Source organism: Leifsonia sp. RAF41, from assembly GCF_052114085.1.
Lineage (GTDB): Bacteria > Actinomycetota > Actinomycetes > Actinomycetales > Microbacteriaceae > Leifsonia.
This window is the reverse complement of sequence record NZ_JBFREB010000001.1, coordinates 2,434,143-2,450,871: the sequence shown is the minus strand read 5'-3', so window position 1 is coordinate 2,450,871 and position 16,729 is coordinate 2,434,143. Positions and strand designations below refer to the sequence as shown.

Genomic DNA, 16,729 nt, shown 5'->3' with positions numbered 1-16,729 from the left:
ACAGACGCCGGATCAGTGGCAGTCCGACGCGCGTTCAGAGGTCGCCGAGAGTGTTGCCTCGCGCTGATGCTGGGGCCGGTCCCAGGGACTCACGCGAAGACGTGCCCGTCGCCGAGCCCACGGCTTTCGCGTATCTTCTGAGGCAGGAGCGGCGCCGATCCTCTGCGACATCCCAGTTTCGAACAATGTCTGTGTTATGTGTCAGGACATCTCTGACACATGTGCATCAATAGATCTCTGACGCTTCGGCGGTGTTTGGTCCTGACAGTTGCCCTCAATGTTTGAGGGATGAGCCGCATTGAGCCTGTCGATCCTCGCGTCCGTCTCGCCATCGTTCAGTGGCCGCCGGATGCGCCACGAGGAGCGGTGACGACGTTCTGCGCCGAGCACGGGATCTCTCGGGAGACGTTCTACGCGATCCGAAAACGGGCGGCGACGGACGGGCCGGCGGCGGCGTTGGAGCCGCGCTCGCGACGGCCGAAAGACAGCCCGTCGAAGGTCGCCGACGACGTGGTCGAGCAGGCGATCGGAGTGCGGGCGGCGTTGGAGCAGTCCGGTCTGGATCATGGTCCGATCAGTGTTCACGAGAAGATGCGGTCGCTCGGCATGGACCCGGTTCCCTCGATGGCGTCGCTGGCGCGGATCTTCCGTGATCAGGGTGTTGCTCGGGTCGAACCGCGGAAGAAGCCGCGGGCGTCGTATCGGCGGTTCGTCTATCCGGCGCCGAACGCGTGCTGGCAGCTGGACGCGACCGAATACGTGCTCACCGGTGGTCGCAAGTGCGTGATCTTTCAACTCATCGACGACCACTCCCGCCTCGCCGTCGCCTCCCACGTCAGCTGGGGGTGAGACCTCGGAAGGCGCGATCGCCGTGGTCAGCAAAGGGATCGCCGCGCATGGTGTTCCGCAGCGGCTACTCAGCGATAACGGGGCCGCGTTGAACCCGTCACGGCGGGGAGTGCTGGGTCAGCTGGTCGTCTATCTGCGCTCGCTCGGTGTTGAGCCGATCACCGGGAAACCTTATAAGCCGACCACGCAAGGGAAGAATGAGCGGTTCCATCAGACGTTGTTCCGCTGGCTCGACAAGCAACCGCTGGCGGAGTCGCTGGAGCAGTTGCAGTCCCAGGTCGACGCGTTCGACCTGATCTATAACACCGAGCGGCCGCACCAAGGCCTGCCGGGTCGGATCACTCCGGCGTTGTCCTGGGCGGCGACACCGGTGGTTGAGCCGCCGCGACCGGTCCCGCAGTCTGCCGCCACGGTCGGAGACGGCGGCCTGCGAATGACGCGCATCCACGACAACGGCACTGTCTATGCCCGAGGCGCCAAGTTCCAGGTCAGCCGCACCCTCGCCGGCCAGATCGCCTACCGGGTCGAGGAAGCCGACCGGCTCCTGATCTTCGACGCCCAGGGCACCCTCCTGGCCGAATACCCGTGGCCCGCGCCGGGCACCAAATACGTCGGCAGCGGCAACCCTCGCGGACCCCGCGGCCCACGCAAGAATCGGGGAGTGTCAGAGATGTCCTGATACATCCTTTGTCAGAGATGTCCTGATGCAGAATCGTCAGAGATGTCTTGATACATCACATTCGAACAATGTCTGTGATGACTAAATTTGCCCACAATTTGCCCACAATCGGGTGAGTTTCTCTGTAATCGCAGTCATCTCCACGCGGTCAAAGAGCGCGGAATTCCGCGGATTTTGGACCATGGCTAGCGATGGTTAAAGAGTGGTCCCAGTTTTCGAGTCCCTCCAGGGGCCCCCTTGGACCGCAATTGAATTGCCGGTCGTGCCCTACTTCAGAGGGTCGATGGTGAACAGCTCGCATTGGGTGTCGTAATACCTCGCGGTGCGCCCGGCGTCTCTCATGCCGAGCCGCAGGCAGACGCGGTGCGAGGCCGTGTTGTCGGGGTGGGCCACGGCGATGATGCGTTTGAGCCCGGAGTCGAATGCGTGCTGGAGAACGCGTCTGGCCGCATCCGTCGCATAGCCGTTGCCCCAAGCATCCGGATGGAAGTGCCACCCGATTCGATCTCGTCAGAAGGCTGCTGCGTCCCCGAGATTCGTATGCCCTGGAGCATGGCTGTACCAACGAGCCTTCCTGTGGAAAGCGTTTCGACAGCCCAATACCCGAGGGCACTGTTTTCCTTGCCGCGAAGGCGCTCGATCAGCGCACGAGCTTGCCGCGGCTCCGTCATGACCTGGGGTTCGCGCCCGATATACCTCTGTACCTCCCACCGGGAGTAGAGGTCGTAGACGAACGCGGCATCGTCCAACCTCCAGGGGCGCAGAAACACACGTTCCCCGCTCAGTTCTGTCACTGTCGAAGCCTACGCATGGTGAGCTGTAAGAGGATCCACGACCGGGCGCGGGAGATCCGACCGGACTTCGTCGCCGACGCTTCAAATCGTCAGCAATCAACTCGAGCTGGCTTCGAGTCCCCATCCACGGCGGAGGTTGTCCAGCAGCATCGACAGCGCTTCCTGGGGTGAGGGTTCGCGCGCGGCCAGGTCGGGGCATTCGAGGATGAACAGCGCGAGGGCATGCAGACTGGCCGGCGGGGCGGTCGGCTGGGATGAGGCGAGCATGGACGCGACGTCGTCTTCACAGTCGGTCCATTTCGCTCGGACGTAGGACCGGAGCTGCGGGGTGGAGTAGATCAACTCGAGCACGTCTCTGGAGTGCTTGTCCTCGGTGTCGAAGGGCAGCCGAGTGTTCATGAACTCCTCGATCGCCCGGATGACGTCCGTTCCCGCGGCGCGGTTCTCGACGGCCTGCCGGAGGGCGGCTGGCCGGTCTTCGTCGTGCTCGAAGACCAGCGCGACCTTGCCCGCGGGGAAGTAGGTGAACAGTGTGGTCAGCGCTACGTTCGCTTCTTCGGCGATCTGGGCGACCGTGACGTTGTCGAACCCCTGTTCAAGGAACAGGCGCAACGCCGCCAGATGGAGTGACTGACGATTCTGAGCCTTCTTGCGCTCTCGGAGACCGGTTCCCGCTGCCATTCGCTTAGTGTACCCAATCCGTATCGAAACCAAATAACTACTCGCACCATTTCCGTAATGACTACAGAATAGTGATAGCGTCGACTGATCGAGGAATAAGGAGCACGCAATGGGCAAGACAGCAATCGTGAACGCGCGGGTTTTCGAGGGGAACGACGTCGTCGACGCCACCACGGTGGTGATCGAGGGAAGCCAGATCGTTTCAGTCGGAGGCGCAGTTCCGCCCGACGCCCGTGTCGTCGATGCAGCGGGTTCGTTCCTGCTCCCGGGTCTCATCGACTCCCACGTTCACACGTCGATGGAGGGCCTCGAGCTTGCCCTCACCTTCGGTGTGACCACGGAGCTGGAGATGCAGGGCGTGTTCACCAAGGGAATGCGAGCCGAGGTCGCCGACAACGACCGGCTGGCGGATGTGCGATCGGCCGGCTTCGGGATCACGCCTCCTGGCGGGCATCCGAGTGAACTGATGGGCGATGGTGGGGCGGACGACGAGGAAGCCCCCTGGGAGGACGGCGACGAGCACGCGGACTGGTCGGGTGTCGTGATGCCTTTCGCGTCGACGCCAGCAGAAGCCGCTGCGTTCGTCCCACAGCTCAAGGCGGCGGGCTCGGATTACATCAAGTTCATGATCGACGACGGCAGCGTCGAGGGGGCGCCGGGACTGCCCATGCTGGATGACGCGACGATCCAGGCCGGTGTGGAAGCGGCACGGCGCGAAGGCCTTCTCACCGTTGCCCACACCCTCACCATCGACTCCACCGCATCGGCTGTCGCAGCGGGGATCGACGGGCTCGTGCACCTCTTCATGGATAAGCCGCACACTCCGGACATCATCGACGCCGTCGCTCGATCGGGAGCGTTCGTGGTTCCGTGCGTCGTCCTGAATGCGTCGATGATGGGAATTCCGGCAACTGACCTGGCGGCCGACCCGCGGGTCCGAGCGAAGCTGGACGATCAATGGATTGCCACGCTCGAGAGCAGCTACGACCGGTTCCCGAGCGGCGACCTGGAAGCGGCTCTCGCGTCCGTCCGGGCACTGCGAGCGGCGGGGGTGGATATCCTGGTCGGCACCGACGTGTCGTTCCCTCTTCCGACTCTCGGCGGGATGGCGCACGGTGCCAGTGTCCACCACGAGCTCCAGTTCCTTGTTCGGGCCGGCCTCAGGCCGGTCGAAGCGCTCCGCGCCGCTACGTCCGTTCCAGCCCGCCGATTCGGCCTCACCGACCGCGGGCGGATCGCAGAGGGGCTCCGCGCGGATCTCCTCCTCGTTGACGGGGATCCCACCGTTTCCATCTCGAGCACGCTCGACATCCGACAGGTCTGGCGGCGCGGAACCGAACTCTTCCCGCAGTAGACCGCCCCCGGCCGGGGTCCGGGTCGGCGATCGAGACGGGCGATACATTCGATGACATGACTGACATCGACTGGAACTCCGGCACGTGGACGACCGAGCCCGCCCACGTGGTGGTGGCCGACGACGGAATGCGCGTCACGGCCGTAGAGGGAAGCGACGCATGGCGCATCACCTCCTACGGTTTCGTACACGACACTGAGCACGCCCTTCTCACGTCGTTCGGCCAGGACACCGCGATGGAGGTGTCGTTTCTCCTCGACTTCTCTGCCCAGTTCGACCAGGCCGGCATCTTCGTCAAGGTCGACGACAGCACCTGGATCAAGGCTGGGGTGGAACGCAGCGACGGTGAGGACAGCCTCGGCGCGGTCGTCACCCGCGGCTTTTCCGACTGGTCCCTCTCGCCGGTGCCCGGCTGGCATGGTCGGCTTGTCACGATCCGTGCCAGTCGGTCCGGTGACGCCCTCACCGTCCGCGCCCGAGTGAACGACGAACCGTGGCGACTTGTGCGGGTGGCGCCCCTCGACCCCGACGCCGCAGTGACCGCGGGCCCCCTGTGCTGCGCTCCGTCACGGGCCGACCTCACCGTCCACTTCACCGCCTGGCGGACCGGACCGGCGGACACGAGCCTGCACCTCGACGCCTGAGACGTGTGGCCCATAGGGGTGATCGGCTCCACCCAAAGGCTGAAATCGGCGCGAATTTGGCTCCCCGCACGTGTGCGGGCCATAGCGTGTTCGGCATGAGTTTGTTCCTGCGGCGTAACCGATGGCTCGTCGAACCGGCCGTCGGCGTGGCCTTCTTCGTGCTCTGGGCGATTGAGGTTGTGGGGCGGCATCAGCTCGCCGCAGGATCGCTTCGCCTCACTGTTCCGTTTTGGGCGGCGCTCCTCCTCCTGGCCACGGCGATCGCGTGTTCCCGATTGCAGCCGGTCGCGGCAATGGTCGCGGGGACCGCCGTTCTGATAGGTCAGCTGCTGTTCCCGACCGCCGTCTTCGATGAACCATTGGCGTACGCCGGGTATGCGATCGTCATCCTCGTCGTTGCAGCCACAACCCAAGGACGGATGCGAGCGATCACGTTTGCGTTTGCTGTCGGGGCAGGGATTTCTGCGGCGGGGCTCATTTCCTGGTCACTGGGGGTTGGACACGTCAACGCCGGCACGCGTGCCATCTTCTTCATCGTCTGCGCCGGTGCGGCGGGGATCTCGTGGCTGATAGGTGCTCTCCTCGGCACCTGGAGGAGGAAGCGCACCAGTGAGCTCGAGCTTGCTCGAGCGACGAGCGCGCTCCGCGCAGCAGAGACCGAGGTCGTCGTGGCTTCTGAGCGGGAGCGGATAGCGCAGGACGTGCACGACATCATGGCGCACTCGCTATCGGTGATCCTGGCCCAAGCCGACGGAGCACGTCTCGTGGCTGAGGAGAGGCCCGCGGCTGTCGCGCCGTCGCTCGCAACCATCGCCTCCACCGCACGTTCATCGTTGACGGAAGTTCGCGTACTCATTGAGACCCTGGTCGGAAGCCCCGACGGACCAGCCCATCCCGGCATCGCGGACCTGGAGGAGCTCGTGCGGCGCCTGTCGGACGCTGGATTAGCGATCACGATCGAGCGTTTCGGTGACGACGCCGACCTCACGGTTGCGCAGGAACTCGCTGTCTACCGGATTGTTCAGGAGGGTCTGACGAACGCGCTGAAGCACGCAGGTCCGGGAGCCCTCGTGCGGCTGGCACTCGACAATCGCGACGACGGTATCGCGATCTCCATCACCTCTCGACCGGACAACGAGGTCAGCGAGCTAGCGGCGCCCAACCCTAATGGCAGGGGCGTGATCGGTATGCGGGAGCGCGCTCGGCTCGCAGGAGGCTGGCTTGACGCAGGGGCTGACGACGACATCCGCGGCGGGTTCCTCGTGACGGCTTACATCCCATCCGCTGGACGCGAGGGGATCGCGTGATCCGGGTGGCGGTCGTCGATGACCAGCCGCTGTTCTGCGCGGGATTGCAGATGGTCATCGAGTCGCAGAAGGATCTCGATTTCGCAGGTGCAGCAACGAACGGCAGCGACGCCGTCGAGTTGGCGCGGTCGGCGCATCCGGATGTCATGCTCATGGACATTCGAATGCCGGGGATGGATGGCATCGCGGCCACGCAGGCTATCCGGAGCGCGACCGCTTCGCCTCTTCCGCGCATCATCGTCCTCACGACCTTCGACCGCGACGAGGCGGTCGCTGCCGCGCTGCGAGTCGGCGCGGACGGCTTCCTTCTCAAAGATGCGACTCCGGACTTCATCCTGGCGGCGATCCGCACCGTGCATGATGGGCACTCGGTCATCGCATCCAACGCCACGAGCGAGCTGTTCCGGACGCTAGCGAGACGCCGACCGGAGGCGATTGATCCCCTTTCGATTCGCGAGAAGGAGGTATTTCTGCTGGCAGCCCGCGGCCTCAGCAACGGTGAGATCGGCCGCACCGCTTTCATCTCTGAAGCGACGGTGAAAACGCACATCAGAAGCATCCTCGCGAAGCTCGACCTCACGTCCCGCGTTCAACTGGTGGCGTTCGCTCACGAAAACGGTCTCGTGCGCTGACCCTACATCGCGACCACTTCGCCCACCTCGACGCTGCCCCCGTAAGAGAGGCCGGGGCATCCTTCGGCCAGCGCGGTCGCCGCGGCCAGGTCGGTTGCATCTATCAGGGTGTATCCCGACAACGCGTTGGCTCCGGCGGACGTCCCCAGCAGGTTGGTTGCCCCGACGCGGCTGCCCATGTCGGTCACGGCCGGGCCGAGCTTCTGGAACCACGCGCCCCACGCAGCGACCTCTTCCTCGGTGGCATTCACGGCGGGATCGTTGCGGAAAGCAAGAACGAAAGCAGACATGGTGTGCTCCTTCTGATTCTGGTCGACGTTAGATGTCGACTCAGTAGTACGACGTGAGAGCGCATCCGAAATCGACAGACCACACATACAACCGAGCGATCTGCTCACGAAAGCGCCTAGCCCAAGCGGGACATGGGAGACGATCCAAGGTTCGCTGCGCGGGTGCTGTGGCTAGGTGACCGCCGCAACGAGAGCGTCTTCGTTCTTCTGCAGCCATGCCTGCCGGCGTCGGATGGCGTCGCCGACTCCAGCGTCCCACATGCGTCGCCAACCGCCGCCTTCGCGCTGGGCTCGCAGCCGCATCGAATACCAGGTGCGTTCAGCCATGTTCCTCGCTAACGGAACCAGGATCCCCCGCGAGTAGGAATCGAGGCCGTAAGCGTCCACCATCATCCGCGCGCGAGCACAGGCGTCCACCTCTACAAGCGGCCCGGGTCGGTCTTCAACCGGCTGCCACGGCGCCCACCACTGCAGCATGTTGCAGACGTCCTCAACGCGGGCTGATGGGCGGGCGAGATCGAAGTCGATCAGTGCGGATGCGGCACCGTCGCTGAACACGACGTTCTCCAGAGTGACATCGCGGTGTCCGATCAGGTCCCGCGGAACGGCCAACGATTCGGGTGAACCGTCCGGCAGCACGGATGCCTCCTCGAAGATATCCGGCAGGCCGAACGAAGCCACCGCGTCATGGTAGGCGCGCAGGAGGGACGCAACGCTCGTGGCGCGGTCGTCCGAAGCCACCCACTCGGGTGCGGGGCGTCCCGCTACCTCACCCTCGACGAACGTCAGGACATCACGGCCGCGATCATCAACGCCGAGGAATCGTGGAGCGCCCGCGAAACCAACCCGTTCAAGGTGGGTAAGCAATGCCTGCACACGCTCGGACGAAGCGCCGTGCGGACGGCGCACCGTGTTCCCTGCTCGAACAACGCCTTCGGTGACGTCACCGCCCACCAGAAGCTCCTCCGAAGCCCCGGAATCCCACACCCGCAACCGACGCTCCACGCGTCCATCCTCCCACTCATCCCGACGGAGGCGCGTCGTGGGTGTGTGCTTTCCGTAGGCGGACCTCCCTCAACGACGGGAGGCTTGCGGGCAGCCGGTTCTACTCCTCGCTCGAGCACACACCTCAACGCTCGCGCGCTCCGCCGCGTTCGACTCACGCCTGGTCGACTGGGAGGTCACCCACGGGTTCTTGCGTGCGAGCTTCACCTCACCCGTCACCGGCGCAGGGGTCGAAGCTGATCTTCGGTCACGGGGAACGACACGGTGGGCGATCGGGGCATTCGGCTCAGCCGCACTTGCGAAATTGCTAGCTAAGATAGATAAATAGGCTGTGCCGAACGATTCTCGGCAGGGCGCGCGTCTTCCTTGGCGAACGGATCGGTTGCATGGGCTGGATCATTTCGAATATCAGCCTCATCGGCGAGCTCACGCTCAACCATGTTCTCTTGAGCATCCCCCCGATTCTGATCGGGTTCATCGCAGCCGTGCCTCTGGGCTGGCTCGCCAGCCGGTGGAAGCCCTGGCGGTCGATCATCGTCGGCGGCGGGAGTCTGCTCTACACGATTCCGTCGCTCCCTCTCTTTGTGATCCTCCCGTATCTGCTGGGCACGCGGATCACCGATCCCGTGAACATCGTCGTCGCACTGACCATCTATGCGGTCGCTGTGATGGTGCGCTCCGCCTCGGATGCGTTCGTCTCCGTCCCGACCGACGCCATCGAGGCCGCGACGGCCGTCGGTCACTCCCGCTGGTCGCTGTTCTGGGGGGTCGAACTCCCGCTGGCCGGTCCCGTCCTGCTGGCAGGGATGAGAGTGGTTTCGGCGAGCACGGTCGCTTTGGTCTCGGTTGGAGCGCTCGTCGGCTCCGCCAATCTGGGTTACCTGTTCACCGACGGCATGCAACGCCAATTCTTCGAAGAGATCATGGTCGGAGTCGTCGCGAGCCTGCTGATCGCACTCGTCTTCGACACGATCCTGGTTCTCATCGGACGCTCCCTGATGCGCTGGCCCCGGCCCCTGCGGCGCCGCGAACGTCGGGCATCCCTTGTCGTTCTCGAGCGGGGAGCCTGACCATGCAGTTCTTCCTCAACGCACTCGCGTGGCTCGCCGATCCGGCCAACTGGGTGCCCGGGTCCCAAAGCCCGCTACCCATCCAAGACCGGATCATCGAACACCTGCTGTACACCGTCGTCGCGGTCGCGATCGCTGCGGTGATCGCCCTGCCGTTGGGCTTCTACATCGGCCACACCGGGCGCGGGCGCCAGTTCGTCATCGGGTTCAGTGGTGCGATGCGGGCACTGCCCACCCTCGGACTGCTCGGCGCTCTGTTCGTCGTGATCGGACTGACGGTGCCCTTCACCGCGACCGCGTTCATCGCCTCCATGATCGCGTTCATCGTGCTCGCCGTCCCCTCGATCCTTGCCGGGGCGTACGCCGGCGTCGAGTCCGTCGACCAGGACGTCGTCGATGCCGCGCGGTCGGTGGGGATGACCGAGTTCCAGGTGCTGACCAAGGTCGAGATCCCGCTATCCCTGCCCCTGATCATCGGAGGGATCCGAGCCGCGGTGCTGCAGGTCATCGCAACCGCGGTGATCGCGTCGTACATCTCGCTGGGTGGCCTCGGCGCCATCATCGCGTCGGGGATCAGTCTCAATGACAACAACCGGATCCTGGGTGGCGCTCTGCTGGTCACGGCGCTCGCCCTCACGGTCGACGGTCTGTTCGCTCTCGTCCAGCGGCTCACGCGGCGCGACGTACATCGTCGACCAGCACGCGCCGTGTCCGAGCCCCTCGTTTTGTCCTCTGCGGCCCGCACCAGCGGCCCGTCCGCCGAAGAAAGGTACAACTGATGTTCACGCCCACAAAGAAGACCCGCGTTCTCGCGGGCATCCTCGGGATCAGCGCGCTGCTCGCGCTCTCGGGCTGCGCCACCTCGGATCCCACGAAGGCCGCGCCCGCCACCGGCGGCGCCGACGGGGCGAAGATCGTGGTCGGATCCTTCAACTTCCCCGAGAGCGAGATCTTGGGCAACATGTATGCTCTCGCCCTCAAGAACGCAGGCTTCGATGTCTCCACGAAGTTCAATCTCGGACCGCGCCAGACCACCATCCCCGCGCTCAAAGACGGTTCGATCAACCTGATGCCCGAATACAACGGCAACCTGCTGTTCTTCTACGACACCAAAGCCACAGCGCGCACCACGGAAGAGGTGGACGGCGCCCTCAAGACCGCCGTGCCGAGCGATTTCCAGATCCTCAAGCCGTCACAGGCCGAGGATAAGGATGCGTACGTGGTCACGCAGGCCGCAGCAGCCAAGAACGGGCTCACCTCGATCGGGGACCTGTCCAAGATCGAGCCGTTCGCTCTCGGTGCCAACCCACAATTCGGGGAACTCCCGTATGGCATCCCGGGGCTCAAGCAGACCTACGGCGTGACCAAGGTGACCTTCACGTCGATCGAGGACTACGGGGGACCCGCGACCGTGAAAGCCCTCGTCGACAACGCGGTGCAGGTCGCGGACATCTACACCACGTCGCCCGACCTGGTGTCGAAGAAGCTCAAGGTGCTTGACGACCCGAAGCATCTGATCGCGGCGCAGAACGTCGTACCGTTCCTGAACAAGAGCATCTACAGCACCAAGCTCGCCTCCGTGCTCGACTCGATCTCGGCAAAGCTCACGACCGACGACTTGATCGCTCTCCGCGACCAGGTCGAGGGCGCGACAAAGACGCAGGCGTCGACCGCGGCCCAGCAGTGGCTGACGAAAGAAGGTCTACTCAAATAGGTGCGGGAAACGGTCGCAGGTTCGCCTCTGGGGGCACCATGGTGTGCGAAGTTACTTGAGTCGAGTGGACCTAGGAGGCCCGGTGCGAGCCACGTGGGATGAGTCGTTTTTCGAGTTGCAGCAGGAGGACGCATCCGTCTATTGGGTCTGCTTCTGGACGGGGGATGACGTCGACCAAGCGGCACGACACGACCCGCAGCGCATCACGGGAGCCGCGTCGATCGAGGAGGTACATGATTGGCTGAACTCCGAGAAGGGTGACCGGCGGTTCGAGCTGTTCGTGGAGACGACCGATCACGCCCAATCCCGCGACGGAGGATGGACTTCGCGCCGCAACCTCATCCGCTTGGCCGGCGACTTCCACCCCGCTGCAACCTCGGTCACCATGACCTTCGAGCGCCCGGAGGGCACAGAGTGAATATCACCCTGCTCGTTCGATTCGTCGCAGTAGCCGAAGAGTTGCATTTTCCGCGCGCGGCGAAGGCGCTCAACATCCCTCTCGCTGCCCTGTACTCCTCGATCTCGAAGCTGGAAGACGAGGTGGGATCCCCGCTCTTCGTCCGCGACGCCGCGGGAACCCGTCTGACCAAGGCCGGCGTGCTTTTCCTTGCCACGGCGCGGGACGAGATCGCTGCGGCCCCAGCTCCGGTCGAGAAGCCTGTCGTTCCGCCCGGCGGAAAAGCCAAAGCCTCCAAGGGCAAAGGTCGCGCCCCGGCGGTGAAGGGCCAGCCGAAGCCCTACAAGAAACGTCAGGGGCGGTAGCGCGTCATTCGTGTTACGAAGGTCAGCCCCGCAGCGGCGACCCGTCGCGATGGCCCGTCGGGCGATCACCACTCCGGGACGTCGACGCCCAACCACCTGCCGAGGTCTGCGATCTCAGCGCCGACCGTGGCGTGCTCGTCCTCATCGAAGGGCAGGAACTCGTGGACTGCCGTGACTCTGAGCTCTTCGCGCTCGTTGTCGACTTCGGCGTCGAGCGTTCCCACGAATCGATCGCCGATGAGGATCGGATGGGCGAAATATCCGTACCTGCGCTGCGGCTTCGGCTTGAACTGCTCGAGCACGTAGTCGAACTCGAAGAGCTCGTGCAGCCGGGGACGATCGAAGAGCAGGCCGTCGTACGGGCTGAGGAACACGGCCCGGCCGCCTTCATCGCTTTCGAGCGCGGTGAGCGCCTCGGGGTCGACGCGATACTTCTGGCGCAGGCCCTCGACCACCGCGGGCTCACCTGCCTCCCCGACTGGAGTCCAGGGCGATCGCTGCTTGGCGATGCCGGCCGCCTGCAGCCTGCGCTCGTCGAGCATCCGTTCGGCATCGGCGTAGCTGTAGTCGGGGAGATCGTGCGGGTACACACGCTCGGCCAGGTCCCAACGCCGATGGCGCCCTTCACGCCCCACGATTGCGACCACGCCTTGCCGTTGCAGGAAGTCGAGCATGTGCACGACCTGGTTGGGCCCGTACCAGCCATCCGGCGGCCGGACGAGGTCGGCGGTATCCGGAATCTGGCTCGCCAGGAGTGGGCCCTCCGCTCGAAGCCGCGCGAGGACCTCCCTGCGGAAACGGTCGTTCGCCTCCAACCACTGCCGGCTGCTCTCCCGCCGCGGCCAGCGCCGCATGGCCGGCAACATCAGCGGCAGCAGACTCACCGGACGGAAGGCTCCATCGAACTCGAACAGCAGCCGGTCCGACTCGACGGCCTTCGACAGCTGGGCCCTGTCGTACGTCGAGCCGATCCGCGACCAGAGAATCGTGTGCTCCGCGGGCGCGATGGTGGCCGTCGGATCGATCTTGATGGCGCCGAGTTGCTCGGCGATCCCCACGACGTCGTCAGGGCGGTCGGCTTCCAGGAGCTGCGCCTGCACGGCGATGCGGCGCGCCTGGTCGCGGGTGAGCTGGTGCATCGCGGAGCCTCCACATCGACGCAGCCAGACTAGCCAAGGCAGCCCGAGCCAGCTAAGGGAGCGTCATTCGTGCTCCGGGAGGAGTGGGGTCGACCAGCCGGGATCCCGACCGAGGTGCGCGGCACGGGATACTGAGGTCGCGCCGAAACGGTCGCGGACGGCGTCGAGCACGGAGTCGAGGCGCGCCCCGTCGTCCCAGTCGATCGTGAGTTCGGGCTGGAAGGTGTCCGAGCGTCCCAGCTGCGACAGCGAGATGCCGATGAGGGTGATGCCGCGTTCCGTGATCGCCGGCTGAGCGGCGGCGAGGAGGCCGCGGGCGATGCCGAGCAGCACGGACGTGCGGTCGGTGGGGAAGCCGAGCGTGCGCGAGCGGGTGGCTTTCGTGAAGTCGCCGAAGCGGAGTCGCAGCACGACGGTGCGGCAGGTGCGATCGCCGTCGCGGAGCCGGCGCGCGAGGCGGTCGATGATCTGGGTGAGGATGAGGTCGAGTTCTTCGGGCGTGCGCGGACGGCTACCGAGGGCGCGCTGGGAGCCGATGGACCCGCGCCGCTTCGTGGCGTTGACCGGGCGCGGATCCCGCAGCCGGGCCAGCGCGTGCAGGTGCGCTCCGGTCGCCGTACCGAGCAGCCTCTCGGCCGTGGCCTCCTCCAGCTCGGCGAGCTGACCGACGGTGCGGATGCCGAGCCTGTGCAGCTTCTCGGCGGTGACGGCGCCGACGCCCCACAGGCGTTCCACGGGGAGGGGGAGCAGGAACTCCTGCTCCCGGTCGGGCTCGACCAGGAGGAGGCCGTCGGGCTTGCTGACGGCGCTGGCGACCTTGGCGAGGAACTTGGTGCGTGCGATCCCGACCGAGATGGCGAGACCGACCTCCGCTCGAACGCGCTCCCGCAATCGTGTCGCGATCTGCTCGGGGGCGCCGGCGATCCGTCTGAGCCCTCCGACCTCCAGGAACGCCTCGTCGATCGACAAACCCTCGACGAGCGGGGTGGTGTCGCGGAAGATCGCGAACACGTCCTTGCTGGCGGCGGAATAGGCATCCATCCGTGGCGGGACGACGATGGCCTCGGGGCAGAGGTCGCGCGCCTGGCGGCCTCCCATCGCGGTGCGCACTCCGCGCGCCTTCGCCTCGTAGCTCGCCGCCAGCACGACGCCGCCACCGACGATGACCGGACGGCCGCGCAGCGCGGGCGCATCGCGCTGCTCGACCGAGGCGTAGAACGCGTCGAGATCGGCGTGCAGCACGGTCGCCTCGCCCCGCATCCCTGTCTCCGATCGCTCGCTCGCTCAGGGCGATGGTCGCACGGACCGGGGACACTGTGACCGGCTAGCCCCGCACGATCCGTCCCAGCGTGCGCGTGTAGTCCTCCTTGATGATGTCGAGGTGTGCCCACGATTCGAGGGAGCCGACCTCGGGCAGCGCGCGCAACTCCTCGATCACGTCGAGCACGCCCGTGCGCGTAGTCCCCACGATCGTCGCGATCACGTCGTAGGCGCCGTGTGCGTCCGCCGCCAAGTCCACCGCCTGCGTGTCCACGAGGTAGCGGTGCACGGGTTCTGCGTCCCCGCGCAGCGAGATCCCCACGCCGACGGCGACGCGGTTGCGGGAGAGGCCGCCGGCGTCGATGGCAGCGATGCGGATGACGCCGGCGTCGAGCAGACGGCGCACCCGCGCGCGGGCGGAGGAGGGGGAGAGGCGTACCGTGTCGGCCAGGGTGCGGTAGCTGGCGCGGCCGTCGTCCTGGAGGACCGCGATGAGGTCGTGGTCCAGGCGGTCGAGCCGCAGTTCGGTGACCGAGGCGGCGGTGATGAACTCCTTCAGCAGTGCGTCGTATGTGCTGACGCGCAGGCCGTGCACGCCCGGGATGCGCCGGATGGCGGAGAGGGTGGCGTGCAGCTCGTCGGTGTCGCCGTGGCGCGACTCGAACACGACGGGGGAGGAGCCGCCCACGAGCGACACGAAGACGGTGTCGGGCAGCTCGGCGATCTGCTCGGCGACGGGACGGGCGCGGCCGTCGATCCCGACCATCCCGTGGATGAGCACGTTGAGGCCGGCGAAACCGGGGTCGAGGGCGGCGACCACCCGCAGGCCGTCCCGTCCGATCAGCGTCCCGAGCCGGCGCGAGACGAGGTCGCGAGAGACGCCGAGGGTCCGGGCGAGCTCGTGGATGCTGGCGCGGCCGTCCCCCTGCAGGGCGCGGACGAGGCTGCTGTCGAGCGAGTCGCTGTCGCGATCGGGGGCGGTCCTGTCGGGTCGGGTGGGCACATCGGCAGAATACCTGGAATCGCCCGCTCGGCGCGGCAGATCGTCGGAACACGAATTCCCCAGCGGACGAATCGCGATAGTTTTGATCATCCGATCACGCAGAACGACGGCGGCGAACCGCGCGCGACGCCGATGTGCGCTTGCGCATCGCATCACGCGGCGTGAGACTTCACTTCACTACGAGCAAAGGAGCTTTGTGTGTCCGTCACAGCAACGCAAACCACAGGCCACGCCCGCGCCCTGAAGGCCGGTCTGGCTTCGGTGGTCGGCACGACCATCGAGTGGTACGACTTCTACGTCTACGCGACCGCCGCCGCCATCGTCTTCCCGCAGGTCTTCTTCCCCGAGATCAACCACGCGCTCGGCACGCTCGCGTCGTTCGGCACCTACGCCGTGGCCTACTTCATGCGCCCGCTCGGCGGCATCATCTTCGGCCACATCGGCGACAAGCTCGGCCGCAAGCGCGCGCTCACCATCACGCTCTTCCTGATGGGCATCGCGACCGTGCTGGTCGGCTGCCTGCCCGGCTACAACACCATCGGAATTCTGGCGCCCATCCTGCTCATCGTGCTCCGCATCGCCCAGGGCCTCGCGGTCGGCGGCGAGTGGGGCGGCGCGAGCCTGATGTCGGTCGAGAGCGCCCCGCCGAAGTTCAAGACCTTCTACGGCGGCTTCACACAGCTCGGAAACCCGCTCGGCGCCCTGTTGGCCTCCGGCGCGTTCTGGATTCTCGCGGGGATGGGCGACGAAGTGCTCCTGACCTGGGGATGGCGCATCCCGTTCCTGTTCAGCATCGTGCTGATCGGCGTGGGCATCTGGGTGCGCTACCGGGTGGAGGAGACCCCGGTGTTCGAGGAGAAGATCGAGGGACACACGCAGTCGACTCCGCTCCTCTTCGCACTGCGGAACAACTGGCTGCCCATCCTGCTCGGCTTCTGCATCATCGCGATGTCGTCCGGCGGCTACGTGATCGCCACCACCTTCGTGCAGAACTTCGCCACCAGCCCGGAGGTCGGCCTGAACGCCGGCATCATCCTCGGCGCCATGACGATCGCGTCCTTCGTGGAAGCCCTGGTCACCCTGCCGCTCGCGATCCTCGGTGACAAGTGGGGCGGCAAGCGCGTGATCATGCTCGGCACGGTGCTGTCGTTCCTCGCCGTGATCCCGCTGGTGCTGGTGATCCAGAACCACCAGGTGACGCTCATCTACATCTTCGTCACCGTCATCCGCATCACCCTGAGCGGGGCGTGGGCGCCGCTGTCCACCGTGATGACCCAGATGTTCCGCCCGCAGGCCCGCTACACGTCGATGTCGCTGTCGTACGGGATCGGCGCGGCCGTCTGGGGCGGACTCTCCCCGGCGATTGCGGCCGGGCTCATCGCAGTGACCGGGAGCTTCTGGTCGGCCATCTGGTTCTTCGGTGCGCTCGCACTCATCGCCTTCATCGGTACCTGGTTCGCCCCGCAGCACTCCGACAACGCGCCGGTGACGGCATCCTTCAACCCGCGCCTGGACACCACGGCCATCAAGACCTCGAGGATCTGAC

At 65.8% G+C, this 16,729-nt stretch carries 17 protein-coding genes and 2 pseudogenes; 11 read left to right on the top strand and 8 right to left on the bottom strand.

Annotated features, from left to right (window positions below):
• The first annotated feature begins 288 nt into the window (after positions 1 to 288).
• Positions 289 to 1,528 (top strand): annotated as a pseudogene (locus AB4Y74_RS11800) (integrase core domain-containing protein).
• A 267-nt stretch (positions 1,529 to 1,795) separates the two neighbouring features.
• On the opposite strand, the gene AB4Y74_RS11795 reads toward AB4Y74_RS11800, so the two are convergent.
• The 3 genes and pseudogenes from AB4Y74_RS11795 to AB4Y74_RS11785 form a co-directional block, all read right to left on the bottom strand.
• Positions 1,796 to 2,029, bottom strand: a complete 234-nt coding sequence (locus AB4Y74_RS11795; protein WP_441800446.1) for a GNAT family N-acetyltransferase — start codon at positions 2,027 to 2,029, stop codon at positions 1,796 to 1,798.
• 95 nt (positions 2,030 to 2,124) lie between these two features.
• Positions 2,125 to 2,298: pseudogene (locus AB4Y74_RS11790) on the bottom strand (GNAT family N-acetyltransferase); the annotation flags it as partial.
• Between the two features lie 120 nt (positions 2,299 to 2,418).
• On the bottom strand, positions 2,419 to 3,003 hold the full coding sequence (locus AB4Y74_RS11785; protein WP_441799268.1) for a TetR/AcrR family transcriptional regulator: 585 nt from the start codon (positions 3,001 to 3,003) through the stop codon (positions 2,419 to 2,421).
• Between the two features lie 109 nt (positions 3,004 to 3,112).
• Here AB4Y74_RS11785 and AB4Y74_RS11780 point away from each other — a divergent pair, with 109 nt between their 5' ends.
• Genes AB4Y74_RS11780 through AB4Y74_RS11765 form a run of 4 tightly spaced genes read left to right on the top strand, consistent with a single transcriptional unit; the run spans position 3,113 to position 6,940 of the window.
• Positions 3,113 to 4,357, top strand: coding sequence for an amidohydrolase family protein (locus AB4Y74_RS11780; RefSeq protein WP_441799267.1), 1,245 nt, complete (start codon positions 3,113 to 3,115; stop codon positions 4,355 to 4,357).
• A 56-nt stretch (positions 4,358 to 4,413) separates the two neighbouring features.
• Positions 4,414 to 5,001, top strand: a complete 588-nt coding sequence (locus AB4Y74_RS11775) for a DUF1349 domain-containing protein (RefSeq protein WP_441799266.1) — start codon at positions 4,414 to 4,416, stop codon at positions 4,999 to 5,001.
• Between the two features lie 56 nt (positions 5,002 to 5,057).
• A complete protein-coding gene (locus tag AB4Y74_RS11770) occupies positions 5,058 to 6,308 on the top strand; it encodes a sensor histidine kinase (protein WP_441799265.1) in 1,251 nt (416 codons plus the stop codon).
• Complete coding sequence (locus AB4Y74_RS11765; protein WP_441799264.1) at positions 6,305 to 6,940, top strand: response regulator; 636 nt, start codon at positions 6,305 to 6,307, stop codon at positions 6,938 to 6,940. Before AB4Y74_RS11770 ends, AB4Y74_RS11765 begins: the two co-directional genes overlap by 4 nt.
• A gap of 2 nt (positions 6,941 to 6,942) precedes the next feature.
• Here AB4Y74_RS11765 and AB4Y74_RS11760 read toward each other — a convergent pair whose 3' ends face one another.
• Both AB4Y74_RS11760 and AB4Y74_RS11755 read right to left on the bottom strand, forming a co-directional pair.
• On the bottom strand, positions 6,943 to 7,230 hold the full coding sequence (locus tag AB4Y74_RS11760) for a hypothetical protein (RefSeq protein WP_441799263.1): 288 nt from the start codon (positions 7,228 to 7,230) through the stop codon (positions 6,943 to 6,945).
• 171 nt (positions 7,231 to 7,401) lie between these two features.
• Positions 7,402 to 8,235: a phosphotransferase gene (locus AB4Y74_RS11755; RefSeq protein WP_441799262.1), complete on the bottom strand. Its 834-nt coding sequence runs from the start codon at positions 8,233 to 8,235 to the stop codon at positions 7,402 to 7,404.
• Positions 8,236 to 8,621: 386 nt separating this feature from the next.
• Here AB4Y74_RS11755 and AB4Y74_RS11750 point away from each other — a divergent pair, with 386 nt between their 5' ends.
• From AB4Y74_RS11750 to AB4Y74_RS11730, 5 genes are all read left to right on the top strand, one after another.
• Positions 8,622 to 9,305: an ABC transporter permease gene (locus AB4Y74_RS11750; protein ID WP_441799261.1), complete on the top strand. Its 684-nt coding sequence runs from the start codon at positions 8,622 to 8,624 to the stop codon at positions 9,303 to 9,305.
• 2 nt (positions 9,306 to 9,307) lie between these two features.
• Positions 9,308 to 10,084, top strand: coding sequence for an ABC transporter permease (locus AB4Y74_RS11745; protein WP_441799260.1), 777 nt, complete (start codon positions 9,308 to 9,310; stop codon positions 10,082 to 10,084).
• Entirely contained in the window at positions 10,084 to 11,019 is a 936-nt protein-coding gene (locus AB4Y74_RS11740; protein ID WP_441799259.1) for an ABC transporter substrate-binding protein, read from the top strand. The genes AB4Y74_RS11745 and AB4Y74_RS11740 overlap by 1 nt, the downstream gene beginning before the upstream one ends.
• A gap of 82 nt (positions 11,020 to 11,101) precedes the next feature.
• Positions 11,102 to 11,437, top strand: a complete 336-nt coding sequence (locus AB4Y74_RS11735; RefSeq protein ID WP_441799258.1) for a hypothetical protein — start codon at positions 11,102 to 11,104, stop codon at positions 11,435 to 11,437.
• Complete coding sequence (locus AB4Y74_RS11730; protein ID WP_441799257.1) at positions 11,434 to 11,781, top strand: LysR family transcriptional regulator; 348 nt, start codon at positions 11,434 to 11,436, stop codon at positions 11,779 to 11,781. The genes AB4Y74_RS11735 and AB4Y74_RS11730 overlap by 4 nt, the downstream gene beginning before the upstream one ends.
• A 65-nt stretch (positions 11,782 to 11,846) precedes the next feature.
• Here the strand turns inward: AB4Y74_RS11730 and AB4Y74_RS11725 are convergent, their stop codons facing one another.
• The 3 genes from AB4Y74_RS11725 to AB4Y74_RS11715 form a co-directional block, all read right to left on the bottom strand.
• Positions 11,847 to 12,920 carry a DNA glycosylase AlkZ-like family protein gene (locus AB4Y74_RS11725; RefSeq protein ID WP_441799256.1) on the bottom strand — a complete coding sequence of 358 codons (1,074 nt, stop codon included), beginning with the start codon at positions 12,918 to 12,920 and terminating at the stop codon, positions 11,847 to 11,849.
• 63 nt (positions 12,921 to 12,983) lie between these two features.
• Positions 12,984 to 14,180: a DNA polymerase IV gene (dinB, locus tag AB4Y74_RS11720; RefSeq protein ID WP_441799255.1), complete on the bottom strand. Its 1,197-nt coding sequence runs from the start codon at positions 14,178 to 14,180 to the stop codon at positions 12,984 to 12,986.
• A gap of 64 nt (positions 14,181 to 14,244) precedes the next feature.
• The gene (locus AB4Y74_RS11715) at positions 14,245 to 15,183 is read right to left on the bottom strand and encodes an Lrp/AsnC family transcriptional regulator (protein WP_441799254.1); all 939 of its coding nucleotides are present in this window, start codon (positions 15,181 to 15,183) and stop codon (positions 14,245 to 14,247) included.
• Positions 15,184 to 15,381: 198 nt separating this feature from the next.
• Here AB4Y74_RS11715 and AB4Y74_RS11710 point away from each other — a divergent pair, with 198 nt between their 5' ends.
• Positions 15,382 to 16,728, top strand: a complete 1,347-nt coding sequence (locus AB4Y74_RS11710) for an MFS transporter (RefSeq protein WP_441799253.1) — start codon at positions 15,382 to 15,384, stop codon at positions 16,726 to 16,728.
• The last annotated feature ends 1 nt before the right edge of the window (position 16,729 follow it).